The sequence below is a fragment of the Rouxiella sp. T17 genome (assembly GCF_036663475.1).
In the GTDB taxonomy this organism is placed as follows: Bacteria; Pseudomonadota; Gammaproteobacteria; order Enterobacterales; family Enterobacteriaceae; genus Rouxiella.
The window spans coordinates 226,002-241,789 of sequence record NZ_JAWUEA010000041.1 but is presented as its reverse complement, the minus strand read 5'-3'; the positions used below and the strand labels follow the sequence as shown (position 1 = coordinate 241,789).

At 50.2% G+C, this 15,788-nt stretch carries 15 protein-coding genes; 10 read left to right on the top strand and 5 right to left on the bottom strand.

Translation table 11 applies throughout. The features are described 5' to 3' along the window. Entirely contained in the window at positions 1 to 894 is an 894-nt protein-coding gene (locus SC206_RS20360) for an ABC transporter ATP-binding protein (RefSeq protein WP_332740232.1), read from the bottom strand. A gap of 208 nt (positions 895 to 1,102) precedes the next feature. Between SC206_RS20360 and SC206_RS20355 the strand changes: the two genes are divergently transcribed. Together SC206_RS20355 and SC206_RS20350 are read left to right on the top strand one after the other, a co-directional pair. Beyond that, on the top strand, positions 1,103 to 2,167 hold the full coding sequence (locus tag SC206_RS20355) for an ABC transporter substrate-binding protein (protein WP_332740230.1): 1,065 nt from the start codon (positions 1,103 to 1,105) through the stop codon (positions 2,165 to 2,167). A gap of 12 nt (positions 2,168 to 2,179) precedes the next feature. Beyond that, positions 2,180 to 3,193, top strand: a complete 1,014-nt coding sequence (locus tag SC206_RS20350; protein ID WP_332740228.1) for an ABC transporter permease — start codon at positions 2,180 to 2,182, stop codon at positions 3,191 to 3,193. Positions 3,194 to 3,255: 62 nt separating this feature from the next. Here SC206_RS20350 and SC206_RS20345 read toward each other — a convergent pair whose 3' ends face one another. Beyond that, complete coding sequence (locus SC206_RS20345; protein WP_332740226.1) at positions 3,256 to 3,513, bottom strand: HTH domain-containing protein; 258 nt, start codon at positions 3,511 to 3,513, stop codon at positions 3,256 to 3,258. A gap of 259 nt (positions 3,514 to 3,772) precedes the next feature. Between SC206_RS20345 and SC206_RS20340 the strand changes: the two genes are divergently transcribed. Further along, on the top strand, positions 3,773 to 4,183 hold the full coding sequence (locus SC206_RS20340) for a YgiW/YdeI family stress tolerance OB fold protein (RefSeq protein WP_332740223.1): 411 nt from the start codon (positions 3,773 to 3,775) through the stop codon (positions 4,181 to 4,183). A 129-nt stretch (positions 4,184 to 4,312) separates the two neighbouring features. On the opposite strand, the gene SC206_RS20335 is transcribed toward SC206_RS20340, so the two are convergent. After that, positions 4,313 to 4,801 (bottom strand): DUF1641 domain-containing protein, encoded by a 489-nt coding sequence (locus SC206_RS20335; RefSeq protein WP_332740221.1) that lies wholly within the window; start codon positions 4,799 to 4,801, stop codon positions 4,313 to 4,315. Further along, complete coding sequence (gene fdhF / locus SC206_RS20330) at positions 4,801 to 7,773, bottom strand: formate dehydrogenase subunit alpha (protein ID WP_332740219.1); 2,973 nt, start codon at positions 7,771 to 7,773, stop codon at positions 4,801 to 4,803. Before fdhF ends, SC206_RS20335 begins: the two co-directional genes overlap by 1 nt. 384 nt (positions 7,774 to 8,157) lie before the next feature. On the opposite strand from fdhF, the gene SC206_RS20325 reads away from it, so the two are divergent. From SC206_RS20325 to SC206_RS20310, 7 genes are all read left to right on the top strand, one after another. Beyond that, complete coding sequence (locus SC206_RS20325; protein ID WP_332740217.1) at positions 8,158 to 9,474, top strand: cation:proton antiporter; 1,317 nt, start codon at positions 8,158 to 8,160, stop codon at positions 9,472 to 9,474. Between the two features lie 118 nt (positions 9,475 to 9,592). Next, positions 9,593 to 10,195: a hypothetical protein gene (locus tag SC206_RS20320; protein WP_332740215.1), complete on the top strand. Its 603-nt coding sequence runs from the start codon at positions 9,593 to 9,595 to the stop codon at positions 10,193 to 10,195. A gap of 376 nt (positions 10,196 to 10,571) precedes the next feature. Next, a complete protein-coding gene (gene mntP / locus SC206_RS20315) occupies positions 10,572 to 11,144 on the top strand; it encodes a manganese efflux pump MntP (protein ID WP_332740213.1) in 573 nt (190 codons plus the stop codon). A gap of 420 nt (positions 11,145 to 11,564) precedes the next feature. Continuing rightward, positions 11,565 to 11,711, top strand: coding sequence for a Hok/Gef family protein (locus SC206_RS22135; RefSeq protein WP_442976146.1), 147 nt, complete (start codon positions 11,565 to 11,567; stop codon positions 11,709 to 11,711). 502 nt (positions 11,712 to 12,213) lie between these two features. Next, on the top strand, positions 12,214 to 12,360 hold the full coding sequence (locus tag SC206_RS22130; protein WP_442976146.1) for a Hok/Gef family protein: 147 nt from the start codon (positions 12,214 to 12,216) through the stop codon (positions 12,358 to 12,360). 502 nt (positions 12,361 to 12,862) lie between these two features. Next, a complete protein-coding gene (locus SC206_RS22125; protein ID WP_442976146.1) occupies positions 12,863 to 13,009 on the top strand; it encodes a Hok/Gef family protein in 147 nt (48 codons plus the stop codon). 357 nt (positions 13,010 to 13,366) lie between these two features. Continuing rightward, positions 13,367 to 14,344, top strand: coding sequence for an amidohydrolase family protein (locus SC206_RS20310; protein WP_332740211.1), 978 nt, complete (start codon positions 13,367 to 13,369; stop codon positions 14,342 to 14,344). Between the two features lie 80 nt (positions 14,345 to 14,424). On the opposite strand, the gene SC206_RS20305 is transcribed toward SC206_RS20310, so the two are convergent. Continuing rightward, on the bottom strand, positions 14,425 to 15,753 hold the full coding sequence (locus SC206_RS20305) for an NAD(P)/FAD-dependent oxidoreductase (RefSeq protein ID WP_332740209.1): 1,329 nt from the start codon (positions 15,751 to 15,753) through the stop codon (positions 14,425 to 14,427). Positions 15,754 to 15,788 lie beyond the last annotated feature (35 nt).

Genomic DNA, 15,788 nt, shown 5'->3' with positions numbered 1-15,788 from the left:
TCAGGCTACGGGAACGTCGGCACCTAATAATTGCAGCGCCTGGGTACGTAATTCGACTAATCGCGGATCGTCGCGACGGCGCGGATAAGGTAATGGCACGTCGATAGTTTCAATAATACGCGCCGGACGTGGGCTAAATATCACCACTCGATTTGCCATCAGCAGCGCCTCTTCAACATCGTGAGTCACCATCAGCGCGGTAAATTTCTGCTCGCGCCAAAGCGACACCAACTCTTGCTGCATACGAATTCGGGTTAATGAATCAAGCTTGCCCAATGGCTCATCGAGAATAAGCAGTCGCGGATGATTGACCAACGCGCGGGCCAACGCGGTACGCTGCGCCATCCCGCCTGAAAGCTGATGCGGCCAAGCATTGGCGAACTGACTCAGGCCGACTTTATTTAGCGTATTATCAATATGTTGCTTGCCCTCTGGGGTCAGTTTCCCTCGCGTTTGCAGGCCAAGCGAGACATTGCCCCACACGCTGCGCCACGGGTAAAGGGTCGGGTCTTGAAACACCACTACGCGGCTCGGATCGGGCGACCGCAACGGGCGATCGTCTTCAAAAATAGTGCCCACGCTGGGGTTTTCCAGACCCGCGACCAAGCGCAGCAGGGTCGATTTTCCACAACCTGAAGGCCCCAATAGAGCAACAAACTCGCCGGGCTCAACCTTTAACGAGACATTATCTAATACTGCCAGCGTTTTGCCCTCCAAATAAAAAGCATGACTGACTTGATCAATGGTAAGCGCTAATCCCGTCGTCGGTTTTGCATTATTATTTGTAACGCCACTTCCTACCGAGCTTGTAGCACTGTTGGTGTTAGCTTTATTGGAATTAGCTTCTCTTGAGTCAGCTTTATTCGAGTAATTATTTGCTTCGCCTGAAAGCATGGCTTACCTCTTCCATCGTGAATATGGAATAAAATATTCCGCGTTTCTGCACAAAGGTAAATGCTCAATAACAGCAAAGCTAACCTTGAAAATGAATAAGCTTGCCGCGCATTTAGTCATGCACTTTTGTTATTTCAACTTGACGCCTATTTTTGCCACAGTAAACAACTAACAAAACTTTACAAATAGAAAAATAAGGAATGGCAAAATGGCAGGATTTACCGACTCTTCACGGCGTTCGTTTATTCAACGGATAGGATTAATTGGCGCAGGAATTGGCCTGACCTCTTCACTTCCAGCATGGGCCGAAGGTCCGGTAACCAATGAAGGAAAGTTAACCACCGTCAAGCTGGCATGGGGGCAAACGGCGGTCTGTCAGGCACCGATTTCCGTGGCCTTAAAGCAGGGATTCTTTAAGAAATATGGGCTGAACGTAGAGCCGGTCAATTTTAGTGGTCCTACCGATTCTTTGCTTCAGGCGATAGCTACAGGGCAGGCCGACGGCGGCATTGGTATGGCCTTGCGCTGGTTGAAACCGCTAGAACAGGGTTTTGATGTCGACCTCACCGTAGGTACGCACGGCGGCTGTATGCGACTGCTGACGCCTAAAACGTCCGGCATCAACAGCGTGCGCGATTTAGTGGGAAAAAGCGTCGCAGTCAGCGATCAGGCCAGTCCGCTGCGTAATTTCTTTGCTATTCAATTGGCTAAGCAGGGAATCGACCCAGACAAACAGGTTAACTGGGTGCAATATCCCGCCGATCTGTTTGGCGAAGCGCTGCGTAAAGGCGAAGTGCAGGCCATCGCAAGTGATGATCCACAGGGGTGGCTCATTAAAAAACGCTACGATCTGGTTGAGGTCGACAACAATCTTAACGGCGAATATCACATGATGACCTGCTGCGTGCTCGGGTTACGCGGCTCGCTGGTACGTGACAATCCGGCGGTGGCGAAGGCGATTACGCAGGCTATTGTCGATGCCCAGCAGTGGACCGCCGATCATCCTGCCGAAACGGCAAAGATATTCGCGCCTTATGTGCCGGGCAATGTGCCGATTGAAGACATTACCGCGATGCTTAAAGAGCACACCCACAATCACCATTCAACTGGCGATCAGTTGCGTAGCGAGGTGGCGACCTACGTCAACGAACTTAAGTTAATCAACGTTATTCGCCCTGATACCGACGCGCAAAAGTTCGCCGACCACTATGTTCCAAACCTGCTTGTCTCAAACCTTCAACCCGCGTCGCATGACCACATGAAAATGAGCTGATAAGGAATTCCCATGTCCAGTGAAACTCTCGACAGGCTTAATCCGGCCGTTCTACGGCAGAAACAGGGGATCACGCCGACCTTGATTATCGCCCTACTCGCCTGGTGGGCGCTGGTTGCATTAATGATTTTTTGGCCGGACCAACAGGTTGGCTTCGCGCCGCCAAGGTTTGTCGGTGAAACACATCGGCTATTTGCGGTCGTTGCCGCTGTCTTTACTGTCGGTGCGTTGCTGGGTCGCGTTTTACAGTGGCGGCTGCTGATTTCTCCTCTGCAACGTTCGGCCCGCTGGCTTATCGCGCTGGCCGTGTTGATCGGTATTTGGGAAACGGCGACCGCCAAACTGGCGCTATTGCCCGCGCCATTTTTTGCCCCGCCGCGCGCGTTGGTTGAAGCTTATGCCACCGATTGGTATCGCCTTGGCGACAGCGTGCTTAATTCGCTGCGACTGTTGGCGCTGGGCTTCCTTTTCGGCAGTTTAAGTGGCTTTGTTACCGGCGTGGCTATCGGCTGGTCGCGAGGATTAGGCTATTGGGTGCATCCTATCTTGCGCTTTTTAGGCCCGGTGCCTTCTACCGCGCTGCTGCCTTTATCGCTCTATTTTTTCCCTTCGAGCTTCTCGGCGGCAATCTTTCTCATCGCGCTGGCGACGTGGTTCCCGGTCACCGTATTGACGTGGTCTGGCGTATCGAGTGTTGATTCGCGTTATTACGATGTTGCCAGAACGCTGGGTGCCAGCAATCTGTTTCTCATCCTGCGCGTCGCCATTCCGGCCTCTTTACCGCACGTTTTCGTGGGGCTGTTTATGGGTTTGGGCGCGTCGTTTTCAGTGCTGGTGGCGGCCGAAATGATGGGGGTGAAGTCAGGATTGGGCTGGTATTTGCAGTGGGCGCAGGGCTGGGCGGCCTACGCCAATATGTACGGCGCGCTAATTGTGATGGCACTGCTATTTTCTTCGCTTATCACCCTATTATTCGCCGTGCGTGACAGAGTTTTGGCGTGGCAGCAAAGCGCGGTGAAGTGGTAATTTATTGATAAGGATAACGAATTAACCTGCTCCGGCTCGATTATTGGGCTGGAGCAAACGTTTTATAACACCTGCCAATGCCCTTTTCTGGCCGAGCCGTGCCGAAGAATCCTGTTTTTTTCTTGCAGCAATTTTAAGTTACGTTCAATAGTTCTGACATTTACCGCAAGATGCTCTGCAAGCTGTGCGTGAGTAATGTGGGGATTATCCTGCAATAGAGCGCAAAGCATAATGGCCGTTTTGGTTAATCGATCCTCAGACTTACCCGACATTTTACCCGACATTTTACCCGACATTTTACCCGACATTTTACCCGACATTTTACCCGACATTTTGTCGGTAATGATGTTTCAATTTTTGAACTCCGCAAAATAATTTCTCGCAACTGTGAACTCGGTTGCACGAAAGTCCTTATTAATCCTCGGATAATAGCCAAATGTCACATACTGACCTAAAATTGTTGTTACCTTCGGGCGGTTTGAAATGATGTTGGCATGGCAGTTTGACGCTGACCATTATCAGGCCCGGCCTGATTTAGACCCCTTTGTAATTAGACCCATTTGTAAAAGGATGACAAAGATGAAAAAGGCTACACTCGCACTGATTGGCGCAATGTTCAGTCTCTCGGCCGTTGCTGCGCCGCCTACCGACGGCGGATTTGATCCTTCAGCCGCGCCACCGCCGCCGCACAAACAGGATGCTGGCGTTAAAGGTGCCGACGATGCCCGTATTGGCAGCAATGTTCGCATGCTGACTTCAAAACCACAGCGCGAAAATGCCTGGGTTTCACTGGAAGGTAACATCATCAAAAAAACCGGTGACAACACCTATCAGTTTAGAGATAAAACCGGCAGCATCGATTTGATGATCCCGCATGACAAATGGCGCGGCCACAAGGTTAAACCTAACACGCTGGTTAATATCAACGGTCACCTGAAAAACGAGCACGGCCATATGTTTATCGCCGTTGATGCCGTCCACGCTGACTAAACAATCAGCGACTTTTAGGCAGTAAAAGCCGAGATATAAATGAAAAAGGGGAGCCTGCGACGCGACGCAAACTCCCCTTCTTTTTATCTCCTCTCCCGCTCTCTTCCTATCCTTCTACAGCGTTCGCCGTTAATTCTCTTCCTGCGTTTTCTTGCCGCTATAACGGGTAATCGGTTTGTCAGCCTCTTGCGCCATGCCTGCTGAAAATGATTTCATGCCGGCCAATAAGGGAGAAATCGCCTCCCACAGCTTGTCATCCTGCAAGATTTTTATCGCCCCGCGAATGCCCGGCGCTTTGCCCTGCGGCTTATCCTGCGACGCTTCGCTTAGCGCATTAGCCCCGTCAGTCAGCGCCATTAATAATTGATTAAAACGCTCCGGCGGCACGCGTGAAAGCGCCATCAATAACAGCGAAATATTTTGCACCGTCGTTTGCGAACCGGGCTGCGACAGGCCATCGACCAGTACTTTGGCAATTTGGGTGTTGGCGCACACCAGATCGTTCGCCAGTCGCAAAAAACCGTGTTTGTGTAAGTTTTCAATCAGCGTGCCCAGCGCCTCGTTGGCATCGGGCTCCGTCTGAGTGGGCGGGACGTCGTAACGCATCTTCTCGGCCATTAAAATTTCTCCGGATGCTGGGTGTGTTCGGGCGGCAGGGTGTAACCTTCCTGCTGCCATTTGTCTTCCACCGGCACGTGAGAAAGCGGCGTTCGTTTACCGTAACGGAAGTTATGTGCCGGCAGCGGCGAGCCTTTATTCTCCTGCCCGCTTTTGCGCATTTTTACCGCCAGCTCTTTATAGGCCGGGGTATTCACGTCTGGATCGTGATGATCGCCAGTGAGCGGATTCACCCCGTTTTCGCCGTAATGGATCGGAATAAACAGCACTTTTCCTGCTACGCGATCGGTAATTACCACCGGCACCTCGACCGATCCGCGGCGTGAGGTTAGCGTCACCCAATCCCCTTCGTTTAATCGACGTTCAGCCGCCAACTCAGGGCTGATTTCGACAAACCAGTAAGGCGAAATTGATAAAATGCGTCCGCCAGGCCCGGTCTGATTGGTCGACTGGAAGTGTTCCAGCATGCGCCCGTTATTCAAGGTGAGATTATATTCATCATCGGGCTGTTCCTGCGGCGGATTCCATTCCAGCGCGTGCAGCTTGGCCTTACCGTCGGGGAATTTAAATTTATCGGTATAAAGCAGCGGCGTACTGGTGCCGTCGGCATTTACCGGCCACTGCTGCGACTGCCAGCTGCTAAGGCGCGGATAGCTGACGCCCGCGAATGCTTTAGCGATACCCGCTGCTTCGTCCATAATTTGTGAAGGATGAGTGTAATACCACGGATGGCCCAGTCGCGCGGCGAGGTCAGTCAAAATTCGCCAGTCGGGAAGGCTGTCGCCCAACGGCGGCATGACTTCGTAAAAACGCTGAATGCGGCGTTCGGTATTAACAAAGGTGCCCTCTTTTTCCACGCTCGGACAGCCTGGCAGCACCACGTCGGCATATTCGGCGGTGCGACTCATGAAAATATCCTGCACCACCATAAAGTCGAGGCGGGTAAACGCTTCGTGAACGGTCGTGGAGTCGGCATCGGCAAAGGCAGTTTCTTCACCAATCACATACATCGCCTTGACCTTGCCCTCGTGCGCCTCTTTCACCATCAAGAAGTTATCGGCTCCGGCCTTATCCGAAAGATGTTCTGGCGCAACGCCCCACGCCGCCGCCCATTTTTCGCGCATGGCGGGATCGGTCACTTTTTCATAACCCGGATACATATTGCTCAGGCAGCCAAAATCGCTGGCACCCTGCACATTATTATGTCCGCGCATCGGATATCCTCCTGTGCCCGGACGGCCATAGTTGCCGGTTACCAGCAGCAAATTCGACAACGAGGTGCTGGTGTCTGCGCCGTGGCTGTGCTGGGTAATGCCCATCGCCCAGAGAATGCACATACTTTTGGCCTGACCAATCATCTCAGCGGCGGTGCGTAACGCTTCGACGGATAATCCCGTGCAGTCGCTGGCAAATTCCAGCGTGAAAGGCGCAAGACTTTGGCGATAACTCTCGACGTCGTTGACGCGTTCGGCAAGAAATGTCTCGTCGGCATAGCCGGCCTCAAACATGTAACGCGACATCGCCGAGGCCCACACCATGTCAGAACCGGGGCGAATACGCAGATAACAGTCGGCGCGCTCGGCCATTTCATGCTGACGCGGGTCGACTACCAGCAGTTTCTGGCCGTTATGTTTGTGCGCCTGTTTGATGCGAGTCGCGATAACCGGATGATTTTCGGCCAAGTTACTGCCGACAATGACAATCAGTTCCGATTGATAAAGATCGCTGATGCTGCCCGCGTCGCCACCATAGCCTACGGTGCGAAACAGTCCTTCAGTGGCGGGATTTTGACAATAACGCGATGAATTATCGACGTTGTTGGTGCCGAAAATCAGTCGGGCAATTTTTTGTGTCAGATAGGCTTCTTCATTGCTGGCTTTGCTTGATCCAATAAAACCGATGCTATCGCCACCGTCACGATCGGCTATTTCCGTCAGCTTTCTCGCCACCAGCGACAGTGCCTCGTCCCAACTTGCCGGACGAAAACGTCCGTTTTCGCGGATGAGCGGCGTGGTCAATCGTTTTTCGCTATTCACGAAATCCCAGCCGAATTTGCCTTTGATGCAGGTTGAGATGCCGTTGACCGGCGCGTCGGCCACGGGCTGAATTTTGAGGATATGACGATCGCGGGTCCACATTTCGAAAGTGCAACCGACTCCACAATAGGTGCAAACGGTTTTGGTTTTTTTGATCTCATGCTGGCGCATCGCCATGTCCATGATCGAAATGCCGGTAATCGGCCCCATGCCGATGGAGTTCTCGAGAGATTTTACAAAGTTGATCATCGGACGTTTCAGGTCCGGCGGCGTGGAGGTGAAAGGCCCCGCATCTGGTTGCATGGTTTTCTCGAGCAGCGCATTGCACGGACACACTGTGACGCAGTGACCGCAGCTAACGCAGCTGGAACCGGCAATTTGCTCGCCGCCGTCCCACAGCACGCGTGGGTGCTCGCTGGTGTAATCTATCGATAACGTTTCATTAACTTCAACATTTTGACAGGCCTCGACACAGCGACCACAGAGAATGCACTGATCGGGATCGTAGGTATAAAACGGGTTGGAAAAATCTTTAGCCGAGGGCTTAGGCTCGTAAGGGTAATATTGAATCGGGATGTGCATATCCGCGACCGCGTTGTGCAGCGTGCAGTCGCCGGTATTATGTTCACACACCGTACAGTAAAGTTCGTGGCGATTAAGGATGCGATCCATCCCCTCTTCCTGCGCGGCTTTCGAATGATTATCGAGACTGGAGATAATCATGCCTTCGTAAGTTTCGAGTGTGCACCCTCGCACCAGCTCGTCTTGATGCGTCACCCAGCAAACGTCGCAGGTTTGCAGTGGCTGAAGCGCTTCGTGATAGCACACGTGTGGCAGCTTCTCACCCTGCTGGTCAAGAAAATCGATCAGCGGTTTCCCACTTTCACCTGTTAACCTGTTGCCATTGAATATTATTGTGCAAGTTTCATTGCTCATCCTGTTCACCACTCGACATTGCTACATAAAAGTTGAAAGCTACATAAAGGTTGAAACGCGTTTGATCATTTGTTTTGCGATCTTTTTGTTATGCAGAGCCAGCGTTAATAACGCTAAATTCCTGTTATTAAAGCGTAGCCGTTGAATGCGGGGATTCCAGAATGGCGCGGGTAAGAATAATCCCAGTTCACTGAAATTTTCCCTTCTACTCTCGTGTAATCACAATCTTGTGCTAATTTTTAACGTTAGTTTCCCCTGTCTTAGCGCTTACTGATATTTTTTGATGTCATAAAAGCGACTTACCCGCCTCGCGCGGGTATTTTTTTTGCTGAACTATAATGGGATAAATAAGATCGCTTTTTTTATTTTTTACCTAGGGGAATTATGAGTTATCTCGCATGGACCGCCGCAGCCGGGGGTTTGCTGCTATTAATGTCATTATCATTCGGCTGGATAAACCGCACGCCGATCCCTATCTTCGGTATTTATCTGCTGGTTGGCGTACTTTGCGGGCCTTGGGGCTTTGACTTACTGCGTCTGGATATTACCGCCCACTCCGAGCTAGTCAGTCACATTACCGAATTTGCGATTGCAACCTCGCTGTTTATTACCGGCTTGAAAATACGCGTTCCTTTAAGGGCCAGCATTTGGCGAATAGGATTTAGGCTTGCCGTGCCCGCGATGGTATTGACCGTGGGCGGCTTAATGCTCATTGCCCACTATTTTGCCGGACTCTCGTGGCCAATCTCTTTGGCATTGGCGGCCATTATCGCTCCCACCGATCCCGTATTAGCCAGCCTGATTGCGGTTAATGATTCGCGTGACGATGACTCGCTGCGTCTTTCACTCTCGAGCGAGGCCGGATTAAACGACGGCACGGCGTTGCCGCTGCTGATGCTGGCCTTATTGTGGTACAACGCCGACGGTGTCGTTTCAGGCGGAGAATTGTTGCATTGGTTTTCCGTCGACGTCATCTGGGCGCTGTTTGCCGGTCTCGGCATCGGCTATGGTCTTGGTCGAATTGTCGGCCTGATTTCGACCCATTGGCGACACGTGCAGGGGGAAGATGCACCCAGTGATTTTATTGCGTTGGCACTGATCTGCCTCAGTTATTCTCTCGCGCTGGCGGTGGATTCTTCCGGATTTTTGGCAGCTTTCGCGGCTGGCGTCGGGTTACGCAGTGCTGAAATCAAGGTGCAAAGAAGAAATCCGACTGACGAAGAAGAAGATGATAATCCGCCTGCCGAGATGATGATAAACCCACATTTGCGTCATTCGATTGAAGAACGCAGCCCGTTAAAAGTGGTGGGATTAGTGATTGGTGACGCGCTTTCTTTTGGCGATACGCTTGAAAGACTGTTCGCGGCGGCGATTGTTATTGTGCTGGGTATTACTCTGGCGCTGCACTGGGATCCGTCGGCGCTGATTCTGGCCTTTATTCTCTTTTGTATCGTGCGTCCTCTGGCAGTCTATATTTCAACCATGGGTTCACCCTATTCCAAACAGCAACGTTTGCTGTTCGGCTGGCTCGGCATTCGTGGAATTGGCAGTTTAAACTACATCGCCTATGCCTATATGCACGGCATGCAGGGTAAAGAAGCGGACACCATGACCAACTATGCGCTGACTATTATCACCGCCAGCGTGTTGATCCACGGAATTACCGTGACCCCGTTGCTGAACTTCTGGAATCGACGATAGCTGCCTGTCCAGTAAGCGAATTTGTAATGCTGCTCTCTGATTAATGTAATAGCGCCTGATAAGATAATAAGCGTAACCCATTGTTATTAATTATTATTTATCATCAGGAGCAGCTTTAATGCTAACAAATATTTTTACGCTAAAAAGCGCAACTAACGCGCAACGTCCTCTGCCCTCTTTTTCAACCACCAGTAATCATTTCATTAGCAAGATCCTGCATGTCGCTTTCACGTTAATAAAGCCGACCACGGTATATGCCGAGGCACCCGCGCCGTCACCCATGGAAAAGGAGTACGCATTTTCCTATTTAGACTCATTTGGTTTGAACAAAAATTATGTTGCCGGAGAGTCACGGCTTGTCCGCGCTGCAAATACGCCGTTTGAAGAAGAGATACTCGAACATCTTATTGGCAAAGGAGATCGAGGAAAGATAAAGGTGAGAGAGACCACGAGCGCGGTGGAGGTACCGATGAAAAACCAGGAAGGCCATCATTATTTGGTGAGAAGTCACTTTGTGCATTATAGAGGCCCGAAAGGACAGGTCACGATTATGCCGAACGGTGAGGTCGATTTGTCAGAAAGCCAGCATATGAAACGCAACATGTTGCCGGGAATGGCAAGAAAGCCCGGAGAGTTTGTCGAGTTCGAAATCCCGCAACAACAGATGCAACAAATCGTCAAAGGCACCTTCTCTTCCTTTATTCCGCTCTCTCGTCATTAGCAGTACAAATCGGCACCCACTCTTTGAAAATGCGTTTTGTCAGTAACCAGGGCGCATTTTTATTTGTCTTTTGTATCTGTACAAAGATTAGGGGTATCGTGGATATCCCGCTTTTCCCGTTATTCCCCACAAATAATCGGGATTACGTGCTTCTTGGCTAACTTTCTCTAATTACTGAATGTTTTGACTAGCTTGCTGGTTAAAATTCATCACTAATGCGGATGTTTTGCCCAAGTATAGCCTGTGCTATGTATCTTACCACTTGCTATAAGTGCATGAAAAATATGGTTTTTTTATTTAAACTTTTGTGGCAGTATAGCCGCCTCTTTTCACTAATAGCCTTTTTTCATCAACCTGGGCTTAATTGGTCTGTTTTATGAACACTTATGCAATTCTGATTCTAGCGTTTGGTATGTCGATGGACGCATTTGCCGCTGCAATAGGCAAAGGCGCCGCACTGCATCGCCCGCCGCTCAAAGAAGCATTGCGTACCGGCCTCATTTTTGGCGTTATCGAAGCGATAACCCCGATTATCGGTTGGGGTATCGGACTTGCCGCTAGTCAGTTCATAATGAGCTGGGACCACTGGGTCGCTTTCGTGCTGCTGCTGGTGCTGGGTATTCGCATGATCATGGAAGGGGTTCGAAAAGAGGAAGTCGAAGAGTGTGACGTGCCGCGCCGTCACGGATTCTGGCTTCTCGTCACTACGGCGATTGCCACCAGCCTCGACGCAATGGCCGTAGGCGTAGGTCTCGCATTCTTGCAGGTGAATATTGTGGCGATGGCGTTAACGATCGGCGCAGCAACTACCATTATGGCGACCACCGGCATGCTACTTGGCCGTTTTCTAGGTGCGGCTATCGGTAAATGGGCTGAAGTGCTCGGCGGCGTGGTGCTGATAGGCATCGGCACGTCGATTCTTGTCCAGCATTTAGGCTTATTGAATTAAGCATAAAACCTGAAACAAAATACTGTTTATATGCTGGTGCAGCTTATTAAGTTGCACAGCTTACTGGTATTTTCCTCTATTATTTCCCTCGCCAATAAAACTGTTTAAATCCTTCTCGAATATAAGATTCACGGCTTAACTATTCAATTAATGCGTTCAAGCATTAACAGTTTAGATTTATTAAACGTCTGATTTATCAACGAAAAAGCTTCTCGTAGACAATGTATAAGCGTATGGTTTGCGCGGGTGCTCTGGATCTTTTTGTCCTGAGCATAAAGGAAAGATACTTGTAGATTTTGTGTTTCAGGCAGAAAGAGAAAAGCCCCGAATTAATTTTCATCAACTCGAGGCCCATCTGATGTCTCAACAACAACAGGTTAGCCTCTTACCCGCCGAAAGGCAAGATTTTGGAGGCTATCAATGTCATATAAACCCTTTGTTTACACGCTGGCGATTATCAGTGTCGCACTTCTGGCATTTGTACTGATAACGCAAGACCGGCTCTGCGAACTTCACATAACCGGAGTAGACATCAAGGTCATGGCCTTGTTGGACTGCAAGTCTTAACAGGTAAGTGCAAACCCTAGGCGGGAGTTTTCTCCCGCCTGTTTTGGGTCAGACAGAGATCCTTGAGCGCCCGTTTTATGACCTCTTTGCTTTACATTATCTGCAGCTATAAAAACGCGCCGTATTAATTTAAATATTTGCCAATATCCCCGATATTTAATTCAGCCGCTAGCAGCTTCAAGCTGTAATTATTAAATTCTCCGTGACCAAACTGCAATTAATCATTCAATTAATGCGTTCAAGCATTAACAGTTTAGATTTATTAAACGTCTGATTTATCAACGAAAAAGCTTCTCGTAGAGAATGTATAAGCGTATGGTTTGCGCGGGTGCTCTGGATCTTTTTGTCCTGAGCATAAAGGAAAGATACTTGTAGATTTTGTGTTTCAGGCAGAAAGAGAAAAGCCCCGAATTAATTTTCATCAACTCGAGGCCCATCTGTATGTCCACAAACATCAGGTTAGCCTCTTACCCGCCGAAAGGCAAGATTTTGGAGGCTATCAATGTCATATAAACCCTTTGTTTACACGCTGGCGATTATCAGTGTCGCACTTCTGGCATTTGTACTGATAACGCAAGACCGGCTCTGCGAACTTCACATAACCGGGGTAGACATCAAGGTCATGGCCTTGTTGGACTGCAAGTCTTAACAGGTAAGTGCAAACCCTAGGCGGGAGTTTTCTCCCGCCTGTTTTGGGTCAGACAGAGATCCTTGAGCGCCCGTTTTATGACCTCTTTGCTTTACATTATCTGCAGTTATAAAAACGCGCCGTATTAATTTAAATATTTGCCAATATCCCCGATATTTAATTCAGCCGCTAGCAGCTTCAAGCTGTAATTATAAAATTCTCCGCGACCAAACTGCAATTAACCCTTTAATTAATACGTTTAGTTATTAACAGTTTAGATTTATTAAATGTATGATTTATCGACGAAAAAGCTTCTCGAGGGGAGTGGATAAGCGTATGGTTTGCGCGGGTGCTCTGGATCTTTTTGTCCTGAGCATAAAGGAAAGATACTTGTAGATTTTGTGCTTCAGGCAGAAAGAGAAAAGCCCCGAATTAATTTTCATCAACTCGAGGCCCATCTGATGTCCAAGCAACAACAGGTTAGCCTCTTACCCGCCGAAAGGCAAGATTTTGGAGGCTATCAATGTCATATAAACCCTTTGTTTACACGCTGGCGATTATCAGTGTCGCACTTCTGGCATTTGTACTGATAACGCAAGACCGGCTCTGCGAACTTCACATAACCGGAGTAGACATCAAGGTCATGGCCTTGTTGGACTGCAAGTCTTAACAGGTAAGTGCAAACCCTAGGCGGGAGTTTTCTCCCGCCTGCTTTGGGTCAGACAGAGATCCTTGAGCGCCCGTTTTAAATTCTTTTTAATACTCGCCCCCAGAAAGAGAAAAGCCCCGAATTAATTTTCATCAACTCGAGGCCCATCTGATGTCTGAACAACAACAGGTTAGCCTCTTACCCGCCGAAAGGCAAGATTTTGGAGGCTATCAATGACCTGCACGTACCATTCCCATCAAGAATGAATTGATTATTTTTTGATGATGGAAGTTATCGTTCTTCATAACAATACTTGGATTGGCTTCTACCCTACACGCGGAATGCCATGCCTAAAAAAAGTTAATTATGGAGAAAATAATGAAAAATATAGGGCCATTCGCCCCTAGTCGGCGTTCCTTGCTATTAGGAACCGCAGCACTTGGTGTTTTATCTATTATTGATCGCCGCGCTTTCGCCGCTTCCCCTGCATCACTCACTCAAAGACAATTTTCCCCACCAGCGGGTGCCTGCGACTGTCATCATCACATCTACGATCCACGTTTTCCGACAATTGCCGGGGCAAAACTGACGCCGCCCCCCGCCACGGTTAAAGATTATCAAAGGCTGCAACATCGTTTAGGCACCACGCGCAATGTTATCGTCACGCCTTCGGCCTATGGCACGGATAATCGTTGCCTGCTGGATGCCTTATCGCAAATGGGTAACAACGCGCGAGGCATTGCGGTAATTAATTCTCAGACTCGCGATCGTGAGCTGGAGCAATTGCACGCCGCCGGTGTGCGCGGAATAAGAGTGCTGTTTGGTAGAACCAATCCGGTGCAACCTGATGAAATCGAGCCCTTAGCCCAACGAATCAAAGAATTTGGCTGGCAGATGCAGTTTTATATGCCTGCTGCGCAGCTCGCCTCTCTGGCCGATCGAATGATAAAACTCCCCGTGCCGGTGGTTATCGATCATATGGGGCATATTGCAGAACCTGCGGGTCAAAACTCGGAAGCCTACAAAGCCGTACGGCGTATTCTCGATAATGGTAACGGCTGGGTGAAACTTTCGGGTGCTTATATGGATACCAAAATGGGCCCGCCACATTATCCTGATACCTCCGCGATCGCTCGCAGCTATATCAGCGCGGCGCCAGAACGAGTTGTTTGGGGATCTAACTGGCCGCATCCTGCCGCACAGGCTGGCGAGACGCCTTTACCGGATGATATGAATCTGTTTAACCTTATTGAAGAATGGGCGCCTACGGCCAAGATGAAACAGCAATTGCTGGTCGAAAATCCGGAAACACTGTTTGGCTTTAAGCGGGGGGATCGAACACGCTTTACTAGCTGAGTAAACGCGGCGACATCGCTTTGCTGGCTGAAATCAGCAGCCGGCTTTGTCGCCCGTTTTCATTCGAAAGTCGCGGGAAATTACATCATTTGCGGTTGGCGAATGGCGCTGCCGTCACTAAAGCGATTCAGGCGATAGGCCGACATATCGGTGTATGGACGCTCATTCATAACCTGCTGGCTGATAAGCCGCGCCGCGCCCGGCCCGATACCAAAACCGTGGCCGCTAAAGCCCGAGGCAATAATAAAGCCCGGAATTTTTTCGCTTTCGTCGATTACCGGTACCAGATCTGGCATGGTATCGATCCAGCCGCCCCACGCGTGGTCGATGCCAATGCCTTTTAACACAGGAAACTCCCTTTCGATTTCAGCAATCGCCTGACGCAGAATGGCTTGGTCGGCCGCGGGATCCAGCGTACGGATCTTTTCGAAAGGTGACACTTTATCAAATGCCCAGCTTCCCGCCGCTTCAGGGCCGTTAAAGAACGATCCGTTGAGGCGGAATTTAAGCTTTTTAGCCACTTTACTGCGATACATCGGCAGGAATTTGGCAACGTTGCGCAAGTTTTGCGGCGCAAGATCCATCTGGCCCAATCCCGGCACCGCGACGGTATAACTGCCGTCAATGCGACGGCGCATACAGAGGCTCGGCGTACTAAAGCAGCCTGCAATGACCTCTGGCGCGACAGTCGTTTTAAACGCCGTGCCCAGAATATTGGCGCTTGGCAATTCGATGCCGTGGCGATGACAGAAACGCGAGCTCCATGCCCCACCCGCGCAGATAACCTTATTGGCTTTGATTAAACCGTGTTCGGTCCACACGCCGGTAACGCGTCCGCCGCTGATATCTAATCCGCGAACGGCGCACTGTTGCTGGATATTCGCCCCCAAACGCTGCGCGCCCAATGCAATACCCGGCACGGCTTTTGACGGTTCGGCACGGCCGTCGGTAGGCGACCAAATGCCGCCGACCCAAGATGATGCGCTGCCGCTGCGATCTGCCGCCTCTTTGCCGGTCAATAACTGGCTGTTAAAGCCGATAACCTGCGCCTTTTTGCCCCACGCTTCCCATTTTGCCATGTCGGTTTCGCGGCTGGTGCAGTACAAAATGCCCGAACGACGAAAGCCCAGGTCGATGCCAATTTCGTCGCCCAGTTCACTCCAGCGTTGCAAACTGTTGATCGCCATTGGTAATTCGTAGAGGTCGCGATTTTGTTGGCGAACCCAACCCCAGTTTCGGCTCGACTGTTCGCCGGCAATGACGCCTTTTTCCAATAGCGCGACAGAGACGCCGCGCTTGGCTAATTCATAGGCGGTCGCCGTACCAATAATTCCTCCACCGATGACAACCACGTCGACGGCAGTAGGAAAAGTCGGGCTATTAGGCACCGCATCGATTTTTACGCGCATAAGACAACCTTATTGCTGTCGGCAGCAGAGTGCCA

What these genes read in the sequence shown, in the direction of transcription:
- SC206_RS20345 (WP_332740226.1), bottom strand. Translation starts at nt 3,513, where the DNA reads ATGTCGGGTAAAATGTCGGGTAAAATGTCGGGTAAAATGTCGGGTAAA.
- SC206_RS20360 (WP_332740232.1), bottom strand. Translation starts at nt 894, where the DNA reads ATGCTTTCAGGCGAAGCAAATAATTACTCGAATAAAGCTGACTCAAGA.
- SC206_RS22130 (WP_442976146.1), top strand. Translation starts at nt 12,214, where the DNA reads ATGTCATATAAACCCTTTGTTTACACGCTGGCGATTATCAGTGTCGCA.
- SC206_RS20320 (WP_332740215.1), top strand. Translation starts at nt 9,593, where the DNA reads ATGCTAACAAATATTTTTACGCTAAAAAGCGCAACTAACGCGCAACGT.
- SC206_RS22125 (WP_442976146.1), top strand. Translation starts at nt 12,863, where the DNA reads ATGTCATATAAACCCTTTGTTTACACGCTGGCGATTATCAGTGTCGCA.
- SC206_RS20335 (WP_332740221.1), bottom strand. Translation starts at nt 4,801, where the DNA reads ATGGCCGAGAAGATGCGTTACGACGTCCCGCCCACTCAGACGGAGCCC.
- SC206_RS20355 (WP_332740230.1), top strand. Translation starts at nt 1,103, where the DNA reads ATGGCAGGATTTACCGACTCTTCACGGCGTTCGTTTATTCAACGGATA.
- SC206_RS20305 (WP_332740209.1), bottom strand. Translation starts at nt 15,753, where the DNA reads ATGCGCGTAAAAATCGATGCGGTGCCTAATAGCCCGACTTTTCCTACT.
- mntP (WP_332740213.1), top strand. Translation starts at nt 10,572, where the DNA reads ATGAACACTTATGCAATTCTGATTCTAGCGTTTGGTATGTCGATGGAC.
- fdhF (WP_332740219.1), bottom strand. Translation starts at nt 7,773, where the DNA reads ATGAGCAATGAAACTTGCACAATAATATTCAATGGCAACAGGTTAACA.
- SC206_RS20340 (WP_332740223.1), top strand. Translation starts at nt 3,773, where the DNA reads ATGAAAAAGGCTACACTCGCACTGATTGGCGCAATGTTCAGTCTCTCG.
- SC206_RS20350 (WP_332740228.1), top strand. Translation starts at nt 2,180, where the DNA reads ATGTCCAGTGAAACTCTCGACAGGCTTAATCCGGCCGTTCTACGGCAG.
- SC206_RS22135 (WP_442976146.1), top strand. Translation starts at nt 11,565, where the DNA reads ATGTCATATAAACCCTTTGTTTACACGCTGGCGATTATCAGTGTCGCA.
- SC206_RS20310 (WP_332740211.1), top strand. Translation starts at nt 13,367, where the DNA reads ATGAAAAATATAGGGCCATTCGCCCCTAGTCGGCGTTCCTTGCTATTA.
- SC206_RS20325 (WP_332740217.1), top strand. Translation starts at nt 8,158, where the DNA reads ATGAGTTATCTCGCATGGACCGCCGCAGCCGGGGGTTTGCTGCTATTA.